The organism is Limnohabitans sp. 2KL-1, assembly GCF_003063435.1.
Lineage (GTDB): Bacteria > Pseudomonadota > Gammaproteobacteria > Burkholderiales > Burkholderiaceae_C > Limnohabitans_A.
Window position 1 is genome coordinate 182,695 of the sequence record NZ_NESL01000005.1, and the last position, 21,662, is coordinate 204,356.

Annotated in this window: 15 protein-coding genes, 1 tRNA gene and 2 pseudogenes; 6 read left to right on the forward strand and 12 right to left on the reverse strand. The window is 59.6% G+C overall.

Annotated features, from left to right (window positions below; genetic code table 11):
* Positions 1-90 precede the first annotated feature (90 nt).
* The 4 genes from B9Z47_RS12675 to B9Z47_RS12690 all read right to left on the reverse strand — a co-directional run bounded on the left by B9Z47_RS12675 (position 91) and on the right by B9Z47_RS12690 (position 8,580).
* Positions 91-5,886, reverse strand: coding sequence for an S-layer family protein (locus tag B9Z47_RS12675; RefSeq protein WP_108331601.1), 5,796 nt, complete (start codon positions 5,884-5,886; stop codon positions 91-93).
* 386 nt (positions 5,887-6,272) lie between these two features.
* Positions 6,273-7,442 carry a CsgG/HfaB family protein gene (locus B9Z47_RS12680; RefSeq protein WP_158271681.1) on the reverse strand — a complete coding sequence of 390 codons (1,170 nt, stop codon included), beginning with the start codon at positions 7,440-7,442 and terminating at the stop codon, positions 6,273-6,275.
* A 209-nt stretch (positions 7,443-7,651) separates the two neighbouring features.
* Positions 7,652-8,332 carry a hypothetical protein gene (locus tag B9Z47_RS12685; RefSeq protein WP_199226392.1) on the reverse strand — a complete coding sequence of 227 codons (681 nt, stop codon included), beginning with the start codon at positions 8,330-8,332 and terminating at the stop codon, positions 7,652-7,654.
* Complete coding sequence (locus tag B9Z47_RS12690; RefSeq protein WP_108331604.1) at positions 8,323-8,580, reverse strand: hypothetical protein; 258 nt, start codon at positions 8,578-8,580, stop codon at positions 8,323-8,325. The genes B9Z47_RS12685 and B9Z47_RS12690 overlap by 10 nt, the downstream gene beginning before the upstream one ends.
* A gap of 382 nt (positions 8,581-8,962) precedes the next feature.
* On the opposite strand from B9Z47_RS12690, the pseudogene B9Z47_RS18995 reads away from it, so the two are divergent.
* Both B9Z47_RS18995 and B9Z47_RS12700 read left to right on the forward strand, forming a co-directional pair.
* Positions 8,963-9,650, forward strand: a pseudogene (locus tag B9Z47_RS18995) (transposase).
* A gap of 197 nt (positions 9,651-9,847) precedes the next feature.
* Positions 9,848-10,507, forward strand: a complete 660-nt coding sequence (locus B9Z47_RS12700; RefSeq protein ID WP_255418462.1) for a response regulator transcription factor — start codon at positions 9,848-9,850, stop codon at positions 10,505-10,507.
* Here the strand turns inward: B9Z47_RS12700 and B9Z47_RS12705 are convergent.
* The 7 genes from B9Z47_RS12705 to cysS form a co-directional block, all read right to left on the reverse strand.
* On the reverse strand, positions 10,499-12,715 hold the full coding sequence (locus tag B9Z47_RS12705; RefSeq protein WP_158271685.1) for an ATP-binding protein: 2,217 nt from the start codon (positions 12,713-12,715) through the stop codon (positions 10,499-10,501). The genes B9Z47_RS12700 and B9Z47_RS12705 overlap by 9 nt on opposite strands.
* A 301-nt stretch (positions 12,716-13,016) precedes the next feature.
* Positions 13,017-13,109: transfer RNA gene (locus B9Z47_RS12710), tRNA-Ser, on the reverse strand.
* Between the two features lie 18 nt (positions 13,110-13,127).
* The gene (locus B9Z47_RS12715; protein ID WP_108331631.1) at positions 13,128-14,390 is read right to left on the reverse strand and encodes an aspartate kinase; all 1,263 of its coding nucleotides are present in this window, start codon (positions 14,388-14,390) and stop codon (positions 13,128-13,130) included.
* 148 nt (positions 14,391-14,538) lie between these two features.
* The gene (gene tilS / locus B9Z47_RS12720; RefSeq protein WP_108331607.1) at positions 14,539-15,477 is read right to left on the reverse strand and encodes a tRNA lysidine(34) synthetase TilS; all 939 of its coding nucleotides are present in this window, start codon (positions 15,475-15,477) and stop codon (positions 14,539-14,541) included.
* A 27-nt stretch (positions 15,478-15,504) separates the two neighbouring features.
* Entirely contained in the window at positions 15,505-16,479 is a 975-nt protein-coding gene (locus tag B9Z47_RS12725; RefSeq protein ID WP_108331608.1) for an acetyl-CoA carboxylase carboxyltransferase subunit alpha, read from the reverse strand.
* A 53-nt stretch (positions 16,480-16,532) separates the two neighbouring features.
* Positions 16,533-17,180 (reverse strand): DNA-3-methyladenine glycosylase, encoded by a 648-nt coding sequence (locus tag B9Z47_RS12730; RefSeq protein WP_233253792.1) that lies wholly within the window; start codon positions 17,178-17,180, stop codon positions 16,533-16,535.
* Complete coding sequence (gene cysS / locus B9Z47_RS12735; RefSeq protein ID WP_108331609.1) at positions 17,177-18,562, reverse strand: cysteine--tRNA ligase; 1,386 nt, start codon at positions 18,560-18,562, stop codon at positions 17,177-17,179. Before cysS ends, B9Z47_RS12730 begins: the two co-directional genes overlap by 4 nt.
* 227 nt (positions 18,563-18,789) lie before the next feature.
* Between cysS and B9Z47_RS12740 the strand changes: the two genes are divergently transcribed.
* From B9Z47_RS12740 to B9Z47_RS12755, 4 genes are read left to right on the forward strand one after another with little or no spacing between them, the layout of a single operon-like run.
* Positions 18,790-19,302 (forward strand): tetratricopeptide repeat protein, encoded by a 513-nt coding sequence (locus B9Z47_RS12740; protein WP_108331610.1) that lies wholly within the window; start codon positions 18,790-18,792, stop codon positions 19,300-19,302.
* Positions 19,303-19,348: 46 nt separating this feature from the next.
* Entirely contained in the window at positions 19,349-20,056 is a 708-nt protein-coding gene (locus B9Z47_RS12745) for a peptidylprolyl isomerase (RefSeq protein ID WP_108331611.1), read from the forward strand.
* A 4-nt stretch (positions 20,057-20,060) separates the two neighbouring features.
* A complete protein-coding gene (locus B9Z47_RS12750; protein ID WP_108331612.1) occupies positions 20,061-20,567 on the forward strand; it encodes a peptidylprolyl isomerase in 507 nt (168 codons plus the stop codon).
* A gap of 23 nt (positions 20,568-20,590) precedes the next feature.
* Entirely contained in the window at positions 20,591-21,385 is a 795-nt protein-coding gene (locus B9Z47_RS12755) for a UDP-2,3-diacylglucosamine diphosphatase (RefSeq protein ID WP_108331613.1), read from the forward strand.
* A gap of 178 nt (positions 21,386-21,563) precedes the next feature.
* Here B9Z47_RS12755 and B9Z47_RS19000 read toward each other — a convergent pair.
* Positions 21,564-21,662, reverse strand: a pseudogene (locus tag B9Z47_RS19000) (group II intron reverse transcriptase/maturase); the annotation flags it as partial.

Below are 21,662 nucleotides of genomic sequence, written 5' to 3' on the forward strand. Positions count from 1 at the left end.
CTGGCTTAAGGACATCGCCAATCGGCGTGCGACTTCAATTAAAAAAGGGGACAGTCAGAGTGACCGTCCCCGATAGAGGGCTAGGCCCTGTTAACGCAAAGCAACGATGCGGTTGACTGCAGAGTTACCCACGGCCTGTGCAGCCACACTGTTGCCGCTGACCGTAGCTTGCCCGCCGGTCACACCACCGGCGCCTGCAATGCCGATGCTGACATTGCTGACGGATGCGTTGACTGCGCCCAGGTTGTATTGCACGTTGCTGATGCCGGCTGAGGCGGCGTTGGCATTACCCGTCAACGCGCTCATGCCCAGTGAGTTGCTGGCGGTGTTGCCATAACCCGAAGCCACGACCGCATTGTTTTGCACCAAGGCTGTGCTGTAGCTCTGGCCGGTGGTTGAACCCATACCGATCGATGCATATTGCACCGTAGCGTTGATGGCACTGTTGTTGCCCTGGTAGTTCAGCACCGCAAATGTGGCATTGCTGGTGGTCGAGTTGGTCAGCCCTGTGGCACTCGAACTCGACCCTGTAACACCACCATCGCTGATGCCATTGAGCGCCGTGGCGCTGAGCGTGTTGAGCGAGGTGTTGCCACCGGCCTGTGCATTCAGAACGTTGCCCGACACCGTAGCCGTGCTGCTGGTGATGGTTGGCACTGGTGGTGCAATACCAACCGTGGTCCCTGTAGCTGCGGTCGAACCGCCGATGGTGGCCGACACGCCAGTACCACCTGCATCGCTGGTCTGCACATTGTTCACGGCACCGCTGCCAGCCAGGGTATTGCTGGCCTGCAAGTTCAACGCGTTGCTGGCGTAGTTGACATTGGCCTTGGCTGTGACGGTGTTGTCCGAAACTGTCATCTTGCTGCCGGTCGCGGATGATGCAGCTGAAATCCCGATGAGTTCGGGTTGCGCAAAGGCAGAAACCTCGCCGGTCGTCCCGCTCTGCACGTTCTGCACCGAGAAGGCCGCACCCGATGAAGCGCTGGTCAGCGCGGTCACACCGCTCAAGGAAGAGACCGTGGTGTCGTTACCGCGTGCGCCATCGGCCGCCAGTGTGGCTCCCGAGACTGTCTGCGTATTGAACGCCTCGTTCATGCCGGCCGACACCAGCAAGCTGTTGCTGGAAACGGTGGCCGCAGTGCCATTGAGCTGGTCTGTTTTCACCGCTAAGGTATTAACCCCGTCGGTTGCCGCCTGAGTGGCGGCCACCGAAGCCGTACCAGTCTGCACCGACAACAAAGCACCCGTCAGTCCGCTCTGGTTGGCACCGGTCAAGGTCAGGTTGTTGCCCGCGCTGTTGGCTTGCGCCACCGAGGCAGCGGTGTTGCCGCTGACTGTGATGGCACCACCGGTCACCGATGCTGCTGGCACATTGACGATTTGTGTCGACGACAGAGTCGCTTCCAACGCACCGCTTTGATTTTGCACGTTGGAGACGGCAAAGTCGGCGGTGGTCACGGCGGGGGTGAGGCTGGTGTAGCTGGAGCCGCCAGTGTTAGCTAATTCTCCGATCGAATTGCCACTCAGGTTGGCCGAGTCCACACTGAGCGCATTGCTGGCCGAGGTGCCCACCGCCAGTGCTCTGGCCACGTTGCCGCTGAATGTGATGTTGGAGGGTGCCCCCGCCGTGCCAACCGTGGCAACGGTCGCACCGATCACACCCTGGGTCGCCGTGGTGGTCGTCGTAAGAACTGAATCGCTGACCTGCAGGTTGCCCACTGATGCACTGGCGTTCGCGCTGTTGGTGCCGGACAGTGCCAGCACGTTGGTGGCGCTCAGGCTCTGGGCAATGCCCTGCACCGAATTGCCAGTCACACTCAAGGGTGAAGTCGTCACGGCTGCTGCAGCACTCAGGGCGATGCTTTGCATGCCTGTGACATCAGCCGACACCGCACCGGCCTTCTGGCTCTGGTTGTTGACCAGGCTGAAGTCAGCGGTCTGGGCCAAGGTGCCAGCGCTTTGATTGGCGGTGGACACACCTGTTTCGGTGGCCGTTGTGCCCACAGGGTTACCTGTCAACACCGCAGCCGACGCGCGCACCACGTTGGTCGCCGAAGCCCCAGTGGCCACAGCTTGGGCCGAGTTGCCACTCACGGTCAGGCTGGAAGTGCCCACGCTGGTCAAACCGGAGCTGATGCCTTGTTGGGCCGTGGTATCGGCCGTAACCACCGATGTGCTGACCTGCAGGTTGGCCAGGGCGCTCGTGGCATCCAGGCTGGTGGTGCCGGACAAGTTAAGTGCATTGCTGGCACTCAGGCTCTGGGCCGTGCTTTGCACGGTATTGCCGCTCAGGGTGAGTTGCGAACCGGTGACCGCTGCAGCTGCTGCATCGCTGATGGTTTGTGTGCCACTCGTCACGGTAGCGCTCACCGCACCCGACTGGTTCTGGCTGCTCGACAGCGCAAAGTCAGCGCGTTGGGTGATACCCGTTGGAGTGGTGCCTGTGTACCCTGTTTGGAGCGCCGTGGCCACTGGGTTGCCCGAAAGCACGCTAGCCGTGGCCGACAAACTGTTGTCAACCGAGGCCCCCATGCCCATGGCCTTGATGGTGTTGCCGCTGACCGTCAGCTGGGACGTGCCCAGGCTGGTGGTGCCCAAGATCGCGCCCTGGGTGGCTGTAGTGATGGTGGCTTCAACTGCCGACGTACTGGCCTGCAAGTTGCCGAGTGCTGCGGTGGCACTGGCGCTTGTGGTGCCAGACAAGGCCAGCGCGTTGCTGCCGCTCAGGCTCTGGGCAACAGCTTGCACGGCATTGCCGCTCACGGTCAGTTGTGAACCGGCAACCGCACCAGTGGCTGCGTTGTTAAAGGTCTGTGTTCCCGTGACTACGGCTTCGATCAAACCAGCTGTCTGATTCTGGCTGTTGGCAAGACTGAAGTCGGCTGTCTGGGTAATGCCAGTTGCGGTAGTGGTGGAGACGCCGGTTTGTAATACGCCTTCAGTTGCTACTTGCGTGGTCTTTGGATTGCCCGCCAAGACGGCGGCGGAAACTGACAGGCTGTTGCCAGCCGAGCTGCCCACAGCCAGGCCCTGTATGGCATTTTGATCGATGGTGACGGATGCGTTGGTGAGCGCTCCATTGGTCACCACACCGGTGCTGGCACCAGTCACAGTGGCCTTGACGGGGGTCGATGCGTCCTGCACGTTGAGCACACCGGCGCTGGTGGTCAGCGTGGCAAATCCGGTCAGACTGGCCGCGTTGCTGATCTGGTTGTTGCGGGCTTCTGCGCTCACCGTGTTGTTGGCCACAGTCAGATTGGAATCGCTCAGTAAGCTGGTCGTGTTGATGCCCACCACCACGTTGGTGGCATCCGCAGTGCGGCCACCGGAGACCGCATCCTGCTGGAAGTTGACCAGCGAGAACTCGCTGGTGACACTGCCACCGGTAGAAGCAGTGGACGACAGGCCCGTGCCCACCGTTGGCGCAGTAGAGGTGAGTGTGGTGCCGCTCACGGCCAGCTGGTTGGCGCCAGTGTTGCCCAGCGCTTTGGCGCTGACGCTGTTGTCAGCAACTGTGAGTGTGCTGGCGACGCCACCCGAGGCGGTCACATCACCGTTGACCTGCAAGCCCACGATCGGGATGGTGGAAGCGGTGCCACTTGCGCCCACCAGGGCGCTGGCCGTGCCGGTCACGGCATTGCTCTGCAGGTTGCTCAGCGCGGCAATGGCATTGGCACCACCGGTGGTGCTGGCGAGGGTGGTGGCAATCACCTGAACAGTGTTGTCCACGCTGTTGCCAGTGCTGCTGGCGCTGGCCTGGTTGCCACTGGCGGTGAGCTGGCTGCCCACAGCGCTGCTGACCTGCACGCCGGCAAACGGCGTTGTGGCCACGGTTGCCGTGTTGGATGCGGTGACTGTGGCCTCGTTGATTTGCACGCTGGCCAAGCCGAGAGCCGCGGTGCTGGTGGCGTTGCTGGTGCTGACCGAGGCAGCATCCGCTGCCAGCAGATTCTGGCCTACAGTCAGGTTGGTGACGTTGGCGGCCAAGGTGTTGGTGGCGCTGCTGCCCGTGGCGCTGGAGGCCAGCGTGTTGCTGCTCACGCTGAGCTGCGATGTGGTGGTTGCACCCCCGAGCATACTCACGCCGGAATCGGCCATTGTGCTGCTGACGGCCATCACGGCACCGCCGCTGGTGCTGTCATTGATCTGGCTGTTGCCCACGGCGGCTTGCACCGTGGCGTTGGAAGCCGCGCCTGCGGCCCCTGTGAGGGTGACACCGGTGCTGGCACTGTTGCCTGTGGCCGTTGCTTTGAGCGCATTTTGGTCGAGTGACACAGCGGCGCCAGTCAATGCCACGACATTCGCGACCGTGGTGGAACCGTCGGTGGTGAACAAGGCTGCAACGCGATCGCCCGAGAGCTGGGCAGTGATGCTGTTGGCGATCGTCGCCGACGAAATGTTGCTTTGCAGGTTGGTGGCGCTCAAACCGGCTGTGGCGGTGGTGGAACCCGCAGCCACGCTGACAGATGCCGCGCTGGCAGCAGAATTTTCCTGCGCGGTCAGGTTGGATGCCAGCATGACGACGTTGGTGGCGCTGGCATTGCCAGAGGCCGTGGCGCTCAGGCTGTTCTGGTTGAGCGTGACGGTGCCGTTGACCGTGGCACCAGTGTCGCCCACGTTGGCTGTCACCAGGCTTCCCAAGTTTTCGGCAAGAACGGGCGTGCCGGAATTGGCTTGCACGTTGGCCGCCGCAGCGGTGGCCGTGCTGTTGGTGGCGACGACCTGGATCAGGTTGCCTGCCAGGTTGCCCTCGGCGCTGGACGCCACGTTGTTGCTGTTGAGAGTGATCGAGCCGGTGGTGACGTTGTCAACGCGTGCTGTGATCAGTCCACCAGTAACGGAGCTTGTCAAATTGGTGTTGTCATTGCGCTGCAGGTTCAGCATGACCAGGTCAGCCTGGGTGGTGGAACCGGCAGTGCTGATGCCTGAAGTCTGCCCATTGCTCGTGGTGGAGCCGCTGCCAGCCAGATCAGCACCGCTGGTCAAGAGGATGGCGTTGCCCGCCAGGATGTTGCCTGCTGCATTGCGATCGCCCACGCTGTTGCCGCTGACGCTGGCCGAAATGGTGTTGCTGGACTGCGTCAGGGCGCCGGTCAGGGTGGTCGTTCCAGTCGCGGTACGCGAGAGGTCTGAAGTAATGCTGGAGCCGGACACCGACGCGGTTGAACCGGTTGCCGCAGCGGCATTTGTGATGACGTTGGCCTGGACGTTGGTCACGCCCACACTGCCGGTAAAGGCCGCCGAGCCGGCCGTGGCCTGGAACACATTGCTGGATTTGTTGACATCCAGATTTGCCGACAACGTGTTGCTGCTGACGGTGAGTGGCTGCCCAAGGACATAAATCGGTGAACCTACTGTGCCTGTGTTTGCTGTGTCCGTGATATCCAACTGCACGTTGGAACCGGTCACCGAGGCACTGTTAGTGGTATCGAGGTTAGTCTGAAAGGTGTTGAGGTTGACGCTGGCGGTGGTGGTGGCAGAACCTGGCGCTGTTCGATCAGTGATCCCGGCCGCTGAGTAGCCCACATCGATCGAACCCTGAGTGCCTGACACATAGCCCACTGGCACCGCGCCCGAGACCGTGGTGTCCGAGCGGTTGACCGTGGTGCTGGCCGCCAAGGTGTTTCCGGAGATCGTGGCTGGCGCGGCCGCCATGCCGGATTCGGTGATTTTCATGATCGTGCCGGTCACGCCGGCGGCCGTTCCCCCGTTCAGTTGCACTTGCGTGGCCAGGGTACCGATACCGTCCAAATTACCTGCCCCTTTGGTGATGTTGGACAGGGCGACCGTGGTGGTGTTCTGGTTGCCCGCCGCAGTGGACGTGGCACTGTTGTTGGTCAACGAGGCCGGGGTCGCACCGCCACCGGTGAGGGCAATATTCATCAATGCATTACTGGTTGCAACCGTTCCGGCAGAGGGACCAGAGTTCTGCTGCGGACTGGTCACCCAGATCATGTAATTGTCATTGGCGAGGGTCTGAAATGCTGTGGCAGCGGTGGGGCCAGTGGAACTGTAGGGCGTTAACGCCAATGAATACGTCGTTGACGTCTGCGCATGCGCCAGCGAAGCCCCCAACGCCAGCGCGCAAGCGCCAGCAACCACCGAAAGCCGGTGCTTAGAGAAATGGTTGACGCCGAATTGGCGCGTTGATTGCACGGACTTCATGGCTTCTACTCCTGGGGTGGTTGAACTGCTGTTTTTCATGACAAAACTCCTGAATGAACTTGTTGGGGCAACTGGTTAAAGTGAAATGAGGGTCTAGGCCGCAGCTATGGCTCGATGGCCAGGCTGGCTATCAACTGGGTACCCCCGCCTTCGCGGCGGATGCCTGCGTCGGTGGGGTCGGGACGCCACAGGACTTTGATCCGTGAAGCGCTCACACCCAGGCTGGTCAGAATGTTCGAGACAGCGTTGATGCGCTCGCTGGTGAGTTCTCTACGTTGCAGAGGCGGAAAATTTTCGGTGTCGCGGCTGAGCAATTTGTAGTTCACAACCTTGCCCTGACTGGCTTCGGCGGCCATTTTTTCGATTTGCGAGCGGGTCTGTGGTGAGATGTCGGCAGTAGCGGTGACAAACTGAAGTTCATAACCTGCGCCCTGCGCAACCAAACTTCTGTTTTGTGGCACCAGGCCACCACTTTGGGTCGACGAAGGGTCAATCAGCGCGGTAAGGTTGCCGTTGCCGTTGCCGTTGCCCTTGCCGTTGGCTTTGCCCTGCACTGGCAAGGGTTGCGCAGGTCCTGCCACCGACGGAATTTGACCATCGCGCGCTACGCGTTTTGGTTCCATGATCGGGTCGATGCAGACATTGGCATCCACCCCCGTGATGGCACCCACCAGCTCCAGCACGCTTTGCTCTATGGTGGTCCGCACGCCCAACTGCAGCGGCTCCTGGCTCTTGCCACCCACGTTCAGGTCCAGCAGCTCGTTGCCAAAGAAGCGGTAGATGCCCACGCCGACTTCCTCACCCTTGATCTGCTTTTGCATGCTGACGGTCTTCAAGACCACCAGAGAGCGTGTGTCGATGATGCGCAAGTCCACACCGATGTTCATGGTGAAAGTGCGCCGCTTGCCACCCACATTGGAGACGGCGGCATCGAAACCGCCGGACTGGATGTTGTAGTTGACCTCGGTGATGCCGCCCACGATGTAGTACTGCGAGCGCAAGATGGTGCCACCAAAATAAGGCACCCAGGGCACCGGCGGCTTGCCAGCTTCGATGGCGTGAAGCTGGCCGTCGCCGAGCTGGCGACGGTCAGCATAAGCCAGCTCCAACTCGGCGATACGGGTATCAAACCGCTCGCGAATTTCCACCATGTTGCCCAGTTTGCCCAGGGCCGAATACACCATCAGGGCGCCGCCCTGAGTAATGGCATTGCCTTCGGTCTGACTGTATTTCCCGGTGTAGTCTTTGACGTCGCCGACGGCAATACTGACCACCACTGGCTTACTTTTTTCGCGCAAAGCATTTGCAACGCACGCAAAGGCTGGCTCCAGCGGTGTGAAGTTTCGCCGCACCGGCGAGCCGATGATCACAGGATCTTCTTGTGGCACTATTTTTTCAGAAGGCAAAGATGTGCACCCTGCCAGACCCAGGATGGACCAGAGTGCCAGACGTTTGAAATTTTCAACCAGCAAAATACAACTCCTCAATTGAACGGACCATTGCAGGCTGAGCTGCTCACCACACTGGCCGTCAGCTGACCTGCGTTGCTCTGTTGAGAATTGAGAACCTGATCACTGGCACCTGAACCGGCGGTGACCGATCCGGTGGTGGCGCTGGTGTTGGAGCCAGTGACTCCCGAGTTCAAACTGCCCCCGTTGGTCTGGCTGTTGGCCAGGCTGCTGGGCATGGAACTGACAGCCCCCGATGTGGAGGTGGCACCGCTGGCACTGCTGGAATTGGTTGCGCCGCTTCCTGGAAAGCTGTTGCTGGCACTGTTGGCCATGGCGCTTGACGTGGTGGCACCGGTATTGCTGACCGTTGGCGAAGAATTGGTGGCCGTGGTGCTGTTGGTGCCGGTATTCCCCAGCGTAGATGAGGTCAGCGAGCAGTTGTACTGCTTCTCTATATAAGTGGTGTAGTTGTTGACCGGTCGGATGGCATCGTAATAGCCTGCTTTTTTCTTCTCGATCTGGTCCAGCGTGGCCGACCGATTGACTTTATCTTGGGTCGTCCCGAACTGCCAGCTTGGGTTTTCACCGATGTTATTTGCAAAGGCAAACAAGGCATTGAAACCCAGTATCGCTGTAACAATCGACAGCTTGATATTTTGATGAAATTTATAAAAGTTCATTTCTCGCAAATAGTTAAAAATGATTAACAACAAAGGCTGTCACCTCGCGTGACCTCTTCCAACAACGATGGTTCGGCATGCGATTCGAGGATCAGGAAGGTAGGCAATATCACCTTGCGAAATGTCTGTATCGAGACCGCTTCTTGTTTTTGCGAAATGCTGCCCACCGACTGCCTGTCCTGTTCCTTGAACTGATCAGTCACCGCTAACAAATCCAAACCATTGCGTAAACACAAACGCAAGGCACTGGGTTTCAACAAAATCAACGGCAGTGAAAACAAAGTCAAATCCTCACATGGCGACTTGACCAGTGGTCAAGGCAGCGAAAAGTAGGCCCACTTCAGCCATCCCGGCCAAGCTGAAGCAGCGTTGTTTGGCGGCTGGTTTGATGTTTTGCATCGTGAAAATTTCTTGCTGGGCGAAACAAATATGTTGGTTTTTTCGTTTGACGTCTAAATGTTAGCATTTATGAATGGATGCTAGCATTCAAAAAGGCAAAATTGTTAAATTAAATAAATTTAAATTTTTGATTGCGAAGGCCAAAGCCTCGCACGCACGTTCAGGAGGCGCTGTACCCGATCGTTTATCTGGACTGCATCACGTCAAAACCCGGGACTCAGCGCTGTCAGAGCCAAGGCGGTTTACATGGCACTGGGCATCAACATGGCGGGCGAGAAAGAGAGCTTGAGCCTGAGGATTGCCCAGACCGAGGGGGCCAAGTTGTGGCTGCAGGTGGTCACGGAGCTCAAGAACCGGGGGACGATATCTTCATCGCCTGCGTGGATGGGCTCAAGGGCTTTCCTGAGGCGATTGAGGCGAATTACTCACAAACGGCAGTGCAGTTGTGTCTGGTGCACATGGTGCACATGGTGCACATGGTGCGCCAGAGCCTGAACGATGTGAGCTGGAAAATGCGCAAGGTGGTGGCCGCAGACCTGAAAACGATCTACAGCGCGGCAACCGCCGATGAGAAACTGCTGCGGGTGCAGGAGTTCGAGGACCAATGGAGTCAAGACTACCCGACCATTGTGAAATCGTGGCTCAGCAATTGGCAGCGGATCGTGCCGTTCTTTTTCTTAGAGTATCCGCCGAGATCAGGAGGATCATCTACACGACCAACGCCGTTGCGCCGGTCAACATTAGCCTGCGAAAGGTGACCAAGAGCCGGGGCTCGTTTCCCAGCGATGAAGCGAAGGCCGGATGCCCAAGGACTGATCCCCGCCCTCTTTACACAAAACTCTGTACACCATCGCGTTGGTTGGGTTTCAAGACATTCACTTCTTGGCCTTCCTTCGAGGAAAGCCAGAACATGCGTCCTGCCCACAGGTGCCGACGGTGTCGTCGGCGTTGAGACCCTGCCCCTGATCAATTCAGGTGGGGGAGTTTGAGGTGGCCTTAAGTGGGGGAATTTGTGAGGCCATCAGGGATTGGAACAGCTGACTTCAAAAATAATAATTCTAAAGATTTTATTTTTTATGAAAAATAATATATTCGTCGATATGCATGGCTTTGTATCATCAGAAGATGAACCAGCACACATCAGGCAGCATGCCCAATACCCCAAAACGACAGCTTTTACTGGTTGAGGACCACCCTCTTTTTGCAGAGCAAATGACGGATGCCATCCACGGGCTGGAGGCGCCATGGCAGGTCATCGAATTCAGTGAGGGCCTGGCGGCCAAAGCGTGGGTGAACCAAAGTCACACCGCTTTTGACCTTGCCTTGGTCGATTTGGGCTTGCCCGATGTCAGCGGTATCGAGGTGATACGTGCTTGCCGTGAACGCTTTCCCGACATGCCCATTGTGGTGATTTCCGTGGTCGCATCGGAAGCGGCCGTATTGAACGCCATTGAAGCCGGGGCCAACGGCTACATCCTCAAAGATGAGTCGATTGAGGAGATCACCCAAGGCATCAAGCAAGTGCTCAATGGCGTTTACCCGCTGAGCCCTCGCTTGGCCAGGTTTTTGTTCAAGCAACTGTCCACACCGGCAGAAAAAAGAACCGAGCGCAGAGACATCAAACTTTCGCCCCGTGAACACGAAACATTGCAGTTTCTCTCCCAAGGGCTGAGTTACGACCAGGTGGCAGAAAGCATGGGCGTGACCTTGTCCACCGTGCAATCCAATGTGCGAAGCCTTTACCGCAAACTGAACGTCAAGTCTCAAGCCCAGGCGCTGGACATGGCGATCAACCACAAGTTACTTTGAATCCTGGTGGGCCAGGGCCGAGATGTTCGGCACCTTGAGCAAGATCTCGACGCCGGGTCGCTTGTCAATCAACTGGAACTCCCCACCCATTTCACGCGCACGGTACTGCATGTTGCTCAGGCCCCGACCTCGGGCAGCAGGCGGCAACATCCCCTGGCCATCATCGCGAACCGACAGTGTCAACACATCGTTCTCGACATCGAACTGTGCCCTGAACCACACATGTTGCGCGTGCGCATGCTTGAACGCATTGTTCAAAGCCTCCTGGACCAATCGAAGCGCTTGCAGGATTTTGCGGGGGGCCAGAGGCGGCAATCCTGTCAAACTCATCTGCCAGTGCAATTGGGGACCACTGCCAGCAAAACGCCTCTCCAGTCGGTGGTGCATGTCCACCAGTGCCTCCTCCAGCGTGATGTGGAGTTGCCCCAGCGTGTCCACCACCAGATGCAAATCGGCGGTGATTTCACGCAAAAATTCAGGGAACTGCTCAGGCCGTATGCGCCCTTTTTCAGCCATCATGCGCACACCGGCCAGTTGTGAACCGAAGCCATCGTGCATGTCCCGCAGCAACTGCTCACGCTCTTTCATGCGTGACTGTTCAATTTGCTGGCTCAGCAGCTCTGCGCGAATACGCTCCGACTCCTCTTTGGACTTGACCACGTCGGTTTGATCAACCAACACCCCTTCGATCACAATCGACCCATCGGGCAAAGCCCGCGACACCGCTTCAGTGCTGACCCAGCGCATCTCTGCGCCCGGCGGAAAGATGCGAAATTCCCTGGAGTACTTTTCCCGATCAGCGGGCCGCGTGGTGATGAACTGGTTCCAGTTGGCCCAAGCATCCACGTGCAGGATTTCCAGAAAACAATTCGGATCGGCCAACAAATCTTTGCGAAGCAACCCCGTCAATTCCAGAAAGCGCTGGCTGACAAAAAGAAATTCCCCGCGTCTGGCGCCCGGCCGATAGATCAGGGTGTAAGTGCCCACGGGAATGTTTTCTGTGACCTCGTAAGCCATGCGCTCGGCAGCTCGGCGCTGCAGCTGGGCGCGATCTTCTCTGGACTGCTTGAGTGAAGTGGCCAAATTGCGAATCAACAACGTTCCCAGGGTCACCAGCATGGCGCTGTAGCTGTATGGGAAGAAGAAAGTACCCTCAAACTCTGTTCGACCCACCAGACGCAACCAATCGAAAATACCCGAAAACACCAGCACCAAAGACATCCCGATGGTGATGATCTTCATGGGACTTCGCGACTGCAAAGCCCAGCGAATGGCACTGACCACCAAGGTGACGCCAGAAATCAAAAACACCAGCAGCAAAAATAAAAACAAAGGCCGATAGACCCCACTGAGGCCAATGATGATGGGGCCGAAAATGGCCAAAGACAGCAAAGCCACGATCATCCATCTTTGCAATTTTTCAAACAAGGACAGCATGGTGAGCACGGCCATGGGGGTTGCAAACAAGCGCGAGGTGAACACCAACCAAATGAACGCCTCCACACTGATCACCGGACGGCTGACGGTCAGGTTGAGCAGACCAATGGCGTGCGCCAGGCAACACAGGCCGAACCACAGGTAAGCCAGCTCCTTGCGCAAAATGAAATACACAGCCAAAGACAACAGCCCAAACACCGCACTGATCCATCCCAGCCCCGCCAGAAATTCGATCTTGAACCATTGGATAAGACGGTAGCTGTTTTGGTAGAGGTCCTCTACTTCACCAATTTGCACCGGCGACAAGCCATTGGTTTGTCGTGCATTGGCATAGATTTCAAACTCAATGACGTTGTCTCCCGCCTGCCAGACACTGAGCGGCGTGCTGAAAAGATTGGGTTTGTGCAGGCAACGCAGTTGCTCAAGACGGCCTTGATCGCAGCTGTTGATGTACTGTCCATTGATGTACAAGGCCCCGGACAGGCTCATCTTCGAGACAAAGATGCCCAAAGGCGTCTGGGGTGCCTGCGGCAACTGCACAATCATGCGGTAACGGACCCGGCTGCCTTGTGGCAAAAAATCCTGCGCCTCCAAGACATCCGGAAGCTGAACCGCGCGCCGGCCAGCCAATCCGTTCAACTCCGCTTGGTTGATGACCCAATCTTTGGACGACGAGGCCGAGGCATCTTTGTAAAGAAAAATGCACAGCCAAGACATCAGCAAAAGCACCGCCGCATACACACCACGGCGCAGCGTCAGGGGTTTTGCCAAATCAGAAGCTTTGAAATTAACCAACATGGACACGATGTTAGCGCCTGTCGATCAGGCTGGCGTCTTGGCTACTGCTTGGATGTGGCGACCATCGCCTCTGCGGATCGCGTGAATGCCAGGCCATGCCCAGCCGATCACGCCAGTTGCGCCCACATTCGCAACGACCGACACACTGTTGCAACCATGGACTTGGGCTGCCAAAGGATGTTTCAGAGGCCCACCACAGCCAGCGTGACCTGCGCCGACATTTGAAGCACAAAGTAAAAACCCCGCTGAATAATTGCATTCAGCGGGGGCTTACTGGCGGAAACGGAGGGATTCGAACCCTCGATGAGGCTCTACACCCCATACTCCCTTAGCAGGGGAGCACCTTCGGCCACTCGGTCACGTTTCCAGTGGGTCAAATTATAGCTTACGCTTGGTCCAGATCGAAGGCTTTGTGCAGTGCGCGCACGGCCAATTCCATGTATTTTTCATCGATCACGACCGAGGTCTTGATTTCAGAGGTGGAAATCATCTGGATGTTGATGCCCTCTTCGCTCAAGCTGCGGAACATCTTGCTGGCCACGCCCACATGGCTGCGCATGCCGATGCCGACGATGGACACTTTGCAGATCTTGGCGTCGCCCGATACTTCTGCTGCACCCAGTGCGGGCAAGACTTTTTCCTTGAGCAAGTCAATGGTCTTGGCGTAGTCGTTGCGGTGCACGGTGAAGCTGAAGTCGGTCTTGCCGTCTTTGCTCAGGTTCTGGATGATCACGTCGACTTCGATGTTGGCGTCGGCCACAGCACCCAAGATTTGGTAAGCAATGCCAGGCTTGTCGGGCACGCCCAACACAGAGATTTTGGCTTCGTCGCGGTTGAATGCGATGCCGGAAACGACGGCTTGTTCCATTTGTTCGTCTTCCTCAAAAGTGATCAGGGTGCCGGAGGCGGCTTCTTCGTTGATGTCGATGTCCCAGGGCGTGAAGCTCGACAGCACGCGCATGGGCACTTTGTATTTGCCTGCAAATTCGACCGAGCGGATTTGCAAAACCTTGGAGCCCAGCGACGCCATTTCAAGCATCTCTTCAAAGCTCACGGTCTGCAGGCGGCGCGCTTCGGGCACCACACGGGGGTCGGTGGTGTAGACGCCGTCGACATCGGTGTAGATCAGGCATTCGTCGGCTTTGAGGGCTGCGGCCACGGCCACGGCCGAGGTGTCAGAGCCGCCACGGCCGAGCGTGGTGATGTTGCCGTTGTCGTCCACACCCTGGAAACCCGTGATGATCACGACTTTGCCAGCGTTCAGGTCGCCACGCACACGCACGTCGTCGATCGACTCGATGCGGGCTTTGGTGAAGGCGCTGTTGGTTTTGATGGCGACTTGCCAGCCTGCGTAGCTGACCGAAGGCTGGCCTTCGGATTGCAGGGCAATGGCCAGCAAGGCCGATGAAACTTGCTCGCCTGTGGAGGCCAGCATGTCGAGTTCGCGGCTGTAGGCATCGCCGGGTTTGGCGGGGGCCAACTCTTTGGCCAGGCCCAGCAAACGGTTGGTCTCGCCGCTCATGGCGCTGGGGACCACCACGATCTGGTGGCCAGCGCGCGCCCATTTGGCCACGCGCTTGGCGACATTGCGAATGCGCTCGGTCGAGCCCATCGAAGTGCCGCCGTATTTGTGAACGATCAAAGCCATGTTGTAGTTCTGAAGAGAAGAGGGAAAGCGGGCACCGGCATGATGCGCCAGCGCCGCCAACGGTTGAAGCAGGTTTGCACCCGAAAAAACCCGCTGATTGTACCAACCGGACTGACGCCTTCTTGACCCGGAACAGGCCGGTGCCAGCTCACTGCCAATGCAACCGCCCACCCTGACGCGTCACATGGCCGCTGCCCACCTTCAGATGCAAACGGTGTCCCCGGGTGGTGCAGGCCCGGATTTGCCGGATCAACTCGTTCAATTGCGCCGTGCTGGGCGTGGTCTGGTGGTGCCTGCGCAGCCAGTGCCGCAGCACCAGCGCCTGCCGGGCGCTGCTCAGTTGTTGCAAGGCCCGGATGTCAGGGGGCACGCCCACCACCGTCAGGTCTTGCTGCGCCACTTCATCGAGCACCTCCTGCGCCTGTGCAGCATGGGCAGCGCTGCGGGCAAAAGTCTCCCGAAACGCGGGCAAGGCTTCGGCCAGTGCAGGCAGCAAGCGGGCGCGGATGCGGTTGCGGGTGAATTGCTCGTCGGTGTTGGTCGGGTCGTCCACCCAGGCTTGCCCACGCATCTGCAGCCATGCGCGCAAGTCACGGCCCGGCACACCCAACAAGGGTCTGTGCCAGCGCAAGCCCAAGCGTTCGGCCCGGCTGGGCATGCTGGCCAGGCCAGGCAAGCCCGCCCCCCGCGACAAGGCCAGCAACAATGTCTCGACCTGGTCATCGGCATGCTGAGCCAGCGCCACGTCGCCAACATCAGGCCACTCGGACTGCACCGCTTCGGCCAGCGCACGGTAGCGGGCCAGTCTGGCCGCGTCTTCAGGGCTTTGGCCAGGCGCATGACCGGCCTGCACCCGGCGCACCGCCAGCGGCACACCCAGTTGTGCGCACAGCGCACGGCAATGCGCCTCAAAACCGTCAGCGGCCGCTTGCAAACCGTGGTGGATGTGCACCGCCCTCACCTGCCCCGGCCAGCGCAGTGCACAAGCCAGCAGCAGCGCCGTCGAATCGGCCCCGCCACTGAAGGCCACCGCAAAAGGAAGGCCCGGGCTGAAATCAGCCAGGGCCTGTTCAAGGGATTGCGCCATGTGTGGAGCCCTGATGGCTCACCTCATTTACTTGCCCGCTTTGGTGTCGGTGAAGCGGCCGTAGCTGTTCAGGCGTTCGTAGCGGCGCTCCAGCAACTCTTTGGGCTTGAGATCGGCCACCTGACGCCAGGCATCGCCCAGAGCGCGCTTGAGGAAAGACACCATCTGCTCGGGGTCGCGGTGGGCGCCGCCAACGGGCTCATTGACGATCTTGTCGACCAGGTTCAGGGCTTTGAGGCGGTGGGCGGTGATGCCCAACGCTTCAGCCGCCACTTCGGCTTTCTCGCCGGTTTTCCACAAGATCGAGGCACAGCCTTCGGGGCTGATCACCGAATACACGGAATATTGCAGCATCAGCACCTGATCGGCCACCGAAATGGCCAGCGCGCCGCCGGAGCCACCTTCACCAATGATGGTCGTGATGATCGGCACCTCGAGCTGGGCCATTTCAAAAATATTGCGCCCGATGGCTTCGGACTGGCCGCGCTCCTCGGCGTCGATGCCGGGGTAAGCGCCGGGCGTGTCGACAAAGGTGAACACCGGCAGCTTGAACTTCTCGGCGGTTTTCATCAGGCGCAGGGCTTTGCGGTAGCCCTCGGGCTTGCTCATGCCAAAGTTGCGCAGGGTGCGCTCTTTGGTGTCGCGGCCTTTTTGCTGCCCCAGCACCATGCAAGCTTGACCATTGAAGCGGGCCAGACCGCCCACAATCGACAGGTCATCGGCAAAGTGGCGGTCGCCGTGCATCTCGACAAAATCGGTGAAGATGCCGTTGATGTAGTCCAGCGTGTAAGGGCGCTCGGGATGGCGCGAAATTTTGGTGACCTGCCAAGGCGTCAGGTCGCTGTAGATGTCTTTGGTCAGCTGCTGGCTTTTCTTGCTCAGCTGGTCGATCTCAGTGGTGATGTCCACCGCCGACTCGCTTTGCACATAGCGCAGCTCTTCGATCTTGGCTTCGAGTTCGGCAACAGGTTGCTCAAAGTCGAGAAAGGTTCTTTTGGCCAAGTTTTACTCCTCTGAAAATGTCCAGGCCGGCTTGCGCCCGCCATGTAATACGCTCAATACGCCACGGGCACGGGGTCCAGCGAGCGCCAAATATACCAAGTTGCCACGGTGCAGTACGGGCTCCAGGCCTGCGCCACCTCGCGGGCGTCGCTGCGGCTGACCGGCTCGCCCGAAAAATAGCCCTGACTGATGCCGTTGATCAGCCCGACATCGTCGAGCGGCAGCACATTGGGCCGCATCAGGTAAAAAATCAGGAACATCTCTGCCGTCCAGCGGCCAATGCCTCGGATCGCGACCAGCTCCTCGATGATGGTCTCGTCGTCCATGTCATGCCAGTTTTTGACATGCACCGTGCCATTGCTGAAATGCAAGGCCAGATCAACCAGGTATTCCACCTTGCGGGCCGACAGCCCGGCGGCGCGCATGTCGTCCACCTTGAGCTTGAGCACCGCAGCGGGCGTCAGGCGTTTGGTCAGCGCCGAGAACTTGTCCCAGACCGACTGCGCGGCCTTGACCGAAATCTGCTGGCCCACGATGGAGCGCGCCAGCGTGACAAAGGCATCGCCCCGCGTCTCCAGCATGGCATCGCCAAACTGGGGGATCAGCTTTTTCATCACCCGGTCTTTTTTGGCCAGGTGCGCGCAGGCTTGCGCCCAATATTCGGGGGTGACCGGGGTCACAGCAGTGGCAACTGCGCTCACTGGGCGGCCTCCCAGGTCGTGCCTGCGGCAGAGTCCTTGAGCACAATGCCCCGGGCCAGCAAGTCGTTGCGGATACGGTCGGCTTCGGCAAAGTTTTGGGCTTTTTTGGCGTCTGCTCGTGCCTGGATTTGCGCCTGAATGTCGGCTTCGTCCAGTCCAGCACCGGACTGCAAAAAAGTGGTCGGGTCGGTTTGCAGCAAACCCAGCACACCACCGAGCGCCTTGAGCAAGCCGGCGCGTTCGGCCGAGCCACTGCGGTTGACCTCACTGGCCAGCTCAAACAACACCGCCACCGCCTCGGGCGTGCCAAAGTCTTCGTCCATCGCCGCCTTGAAACGGGCGGCCATGGGCTCGGTCCAGTCGATGGTCACGTCAGCGGGCGGCACAGCTTGCAGCGCGGTGTACAGGCGTTTCAACGCCCCCTTGGCGTCGTTCAGGTGCACATCGCTGTAGTTGAGCGGGCTGCGGTAGTGGCTGCGCACCACAAAAAAGCGCACCGTCTCGGCATCAAACACCTTGAGCACATCACGGATGGTGAAGAAATTGCCCAGGCTCTTGGACATCTTTTCGTTGTCCACATTGATGAAGCCGTTGTGCATCCAGAAATGGGCAAACGGCTGGCCGTTCGCGCCCTCGCTTTGGGCAATCTCGTTTTCGTGGTGCGGAAACTGCAAATCGGCGCCGCCGCCATGGATGTCAAAGGTCTGGCCCAACAGCTCGCAGGCCATGGCGGAGCACTCAATGTGCCAGCCGGGGCGACCCGAGCCAAAAGCGCTGTCCCATTTGGCATCGCCAGGTTCACTGGCTTTGGCGCTTTTCCACAGCACAAAATCCAGCGGATCGTGTTTGCCACCTTCTTCGGTGTTCACGGCCACACGTTCACCCGCGTTCAACTCATCAAGCGACTTGCCCGACAACTTGCCGTAGCCAGGAAACTTGCGGACCGCGTAATTCACATCGCCGTTGCCCGCACGGTAAGCCAGGCCTTTTTGTTCCAGCGTGCCGATCATGCTCAGCATCTGGGGCACGTAATCGGTGGCACGCGGCTCGTGCTGAGGGCGCTGCACGCCCAGAGCATCGGCATCTTCGTGCAGGGCATCGATCATGCGGTCGGTCAGGTGGCGGATGGTTTCGCCGTTGTCCAGTGCACGTTTGATGATCTTGTCGTCGATGTCCGTGATGTTGCGGACATAAGTCACCCGCAGGCCACTGGCCTTGAGCCAGCGCTGCACCACATCGAATGCGATCATCGAGCGGGCGTGGCCCAAGTGGCACAGGTCATAGACCGTCATGCCGCAGACGTACATGCGCACATGGCCCGGCTCGGCGGGCGAAAACTCGGAAACAGCACGCGTGAGTGTGTTGAAAATGCGCAGACTCATGTCAGATCAAGCTTTGGAATACAAAAACCATCCCGCAAAGCGCCAAGGCTTGCAGGCAGAAAAACAGGGCATTCGAACCCCGGGACGGCGGCCGTAGACGGGGGCTGCAGGTCTTAGGGCGGGGGGCAGGAGGCACAGATGGCCTCCGCTACAATGGCCGTCCAGTATATCCCCGCCGCGCGGCCATTGAACCGCTTCCGGCCTCTGAACTTCCAAAACACCCCCGCATGCGCCTGCTTCGCCCGTTCGCCCTGACCTGTGCCTTGCTGACGTTTTGCGCGCTGGCCCGGGCCGACCTGTACACCGACGTGGACAAACTGATCCAGTCCGGCCAATGGCAAAACGCCCGCGAACAGGCCCAGGCCCGGCTCAAGACCGCCCCCACCGACCCACAGATGCGCCTGCTGCTCAGCCGCATCCAGGATGCACAGGGCCAGCCCGATGCGGCGCTCGATACACTGCAAACCCTGACCCGCGATTTCCCCGAGTTGCCGGAGCCACACAACAACCTGGCCGCCCTGCTGGTGCGTCAAAATCGACTGAGTGAAGCCCTGACCGCCCTCGAAGCGGCCATCCAGGCCCGCCCCGATTACGCGCTGGCACTGGAAAATCTGGGCGATGTGCATGCGGCGCTGGCCGCCCAGGCTTATGCCCGGGCAGCAGCGGCAGCGCCCACCCAGCCCCGGGCCAAAAACAAGCAAGGGGTGCTGGAGCAGATGCTCAAAACCCAGGCCCCCTGACCCGTCCCCCAACGGACGGTCACCACCCTTACCTGAAAGCCGCGCCATGAACCGCTCCCGCTTTTTCCGATACGCCCGCCGTTTTCTGGCGACCTCTTTGGTGATGGCGATGGCCTGGCCGCAAGTGAATGCCCAGACAGCGCCCACCTCAGCGGCCAACGTCAGCAAAGTGCGCATCAGCACCTCAGCAGGCGACATCGAAGCCGAGCTGTACGCCGACAAAGCTCCCAAAACCGTGGCCAACTTTTTGCAATACGCCCGCGACAAACACTACGAAGGCACGATTTTTCACCGCGTGATTGCCGGCTTCATGGTGCAAGGCGGCGGCTACGATGCCCAATACAAAGAGAAGAAAACCCGCGCACCCGTGCAACACGAAGGCCGCCAGGCCCTGGCCGCCGGCTTGAAAAACACCACCGGCACGCTGGCCATGGCGCGCACCAACGACCCGCAATCGGCAACCTCGCAGTTTTTCATCAACGTGGTGGACAACGCCTTTCTCGACCCCACGCCCATCCCCGATGGCGACCCGGTGGCCAAATTTGAATACCAGGGCCGCGTTTACGAAAACGTCGCCCGCGCCCAGCTGCTGGGTGCGACCCAGCTGTATGGCTACACCGTTTTTGGCAAAGTCACGTCCGGCATGGACGTGGTCCAAAAAATCCGCACCACCCCCACCGGGTCGGGCGGTCCTTTTCCCTCCGATGTTCCCAAAACACCGGTCCTCATCCAATCCATCACTTTGTTGAAGTAACACCATGAGCAACCCACAAGTTGAACTGCACATCACCGGCTACGGCGTCATCACCCTCGAACTCGACGCCGAAAAAGCCCCCAAGTCGACCGAAAACTTCCTGGCCTATGTGAACAAGGGCCACTACAACAACACGATTTTTCACCGTGTGATCCCCGGCTTCATGGTCCAGGGCGGCGGCTTTGAGCCCGGCATGAGCCAAAAGCCCACCGATGCCACCATCGAAAACGAAGCCAACAACGGCCTGAAAAACGACGAGTACACCGTGGCCATGGCCCGCACCTCGGCGCCCCACTCCGCTTCGTCGCAGTTCTTCATCAACGTCGCCAAAAACGACTTCCTGAACCACACGGCGCCCTCCATGCAAGGCTGGGGCTATGCCGTGTTCGGCAAAGTGGTCAAGGGCACCGAAGTGGTCGACCAGATCAAAGGCGTGAAGACCGGTAACCGCGGCGGCCACGGCGACGTGCCCAAAGAAGACGTTGTGATCGAAAAGGCTGTGGCGCTCTGATTCGCGCTGCCGGTCCGCACACCATGCCCGGGGCTGCGCCCAAGCCGGACACACCGCCCTGGGGCCGTTTGTCCGCGCCAGCCCATTGGCAGGAGGTGGATTTGATCTCGGACCTGCACCTGCAAGCGTGCGAGCCCGCCACCTTCGAGGCCTGGTGCCAATACATGGCCGCCACGCCAGCCCAGGCCGTCCTGGTGCTGGGCGATCTGTTTGAAGTCTGGGTGGGCGACGACGCCGTGGCCCACGACCCGTTTTTGCAGCAATGCGCCGATGTGCTGCAGCAAACCGCCCGGCGAGTCCATCTGGCCTTCATGCCCGGCAACCGCGACTTTCTGGTCGGCCCGGCTTTTTTGGCGGCCTGCGGTGTGCACGCGCTGGCCGACCCCACCGTGTTCGAACTGGGCCAGCAACGCTTGGTGCTCAGCCACGGCGATGCCCTGTGTCTGGGCGACACGGCCTACCAGGTCTTTCGCCAGCAGGTGCGCAGTGCCGAATGGCAGGCCGAATTTCTGGCCAAACCCCTGTCTGAACGCCTGGCCCTGGCCCGTGCCATGCGCCAACAAAGCGAATCCCAAAAGCGCGGCGACACCGTCTATGCCGATGCCGACGAAGCGCTCTGCCTGCAATGGCTGGCCGCAAGCCAAGCGACTCGCCTGATCCACGGCCACACCCACCAACCGGCCGACCATGTGCTCCATGCCCCGACCCACCCCCTGCGGCAAGTGCTCAGTGACTGGTCGCTCGACCACAGCCCTCAACGGGCACAAGTGCTGCGACTGCACCTCGATGGGCGCACCGAGCGGATCGATCTGGCCTGAAGGGTCTGAATAGGTCAGCCCGCCACAAGTCCGAACAGCTGCAAGTCAGCCTGCCCGCACAACCGCCGCCCACGCCATCCCGCCCGCGTTATCGGCATAGGGGGCCTCCCTGATGGGAGGCACCCCTGCCACACCACCCGGCATGCGGGGCCGCACCGGGCGGTTCGAGCGCTTGAGGTCAGGACAGCCTTGGCACCCCCAGCCGATCAAAGTACGCAATGGTCAGCACTCGCTTGATGGCCCCGTCACTGTTGCGCCACCACCTGTGGCAGTTACC

Excerpts from the sequence above, each read along its gene's own strand:
- cysS (WP_108331609.1), bottom strand. The coding sequence starts at position 18,562 with ATGAGTCTGCGCATTTTCAACACACTCACGCGTGCTGTTTCCGAGTTT.
- B9Z47_RS12675 (WP_108331601.1), bottom strand. The coding sequence starts at position 5,886 with ATGAATATTGCCCTCACCGGTGGCGGTGCGACCCCGGCCTCGTTGACC.
- B9Z47_RS12755 (WP_108331613.1), top strand. The coding sequence starts at position 20,591 with ATGCCCGGGGCTGCGCCCAAGCCGGACACACCGCCCTGGGGCCGTTTG.
- tilS (WP_108331607.1), bottom strand. The coding sequence starts at position 15,477 with ATGGCGCAATCCCTTGAACAGGCCCTGGCTGATTTCAGCCCGGGCCTT.
- B9Z47_RS12715 (WP_108331631.1), bottom strand. The coding sequence starts at position 14,390 with ATGGCTTTGATCGTTCACAAATACGGCGGCACTTCGATGGGCTCGACC.
- B9Z47_RS12740 (WP_108331610.1), top strand. The coding sequence starts at position 18,790 with ATGCGCCTGCTTCGCCCGTTCGCCCTGACCTGTGCCTTGCTGACGTTT.
- B9Z47_RS12750 (WP_108331612.1), top strand. The coding sequence starts at position 20,061 with ATGAGCAACCCACAAGTTGAACTGCACATCACCGGCTACGGCGTCATC.
- B9Z47_RS12700 (WP_255418462.1), top strand. The coding sequence starts at position 9,848 with ATGCCCAATACCCCAAAACGACAGCTTTTACTGGTTGAGGACCACCCT.
- B9Z47_RS12745 (WP_108331611.1), top strand. The coding sequence starts at position 19,349 with ATGAACCGCTCCCGCTTTTTCCGATACGCCCGCCGTTTTCTGGCGACC.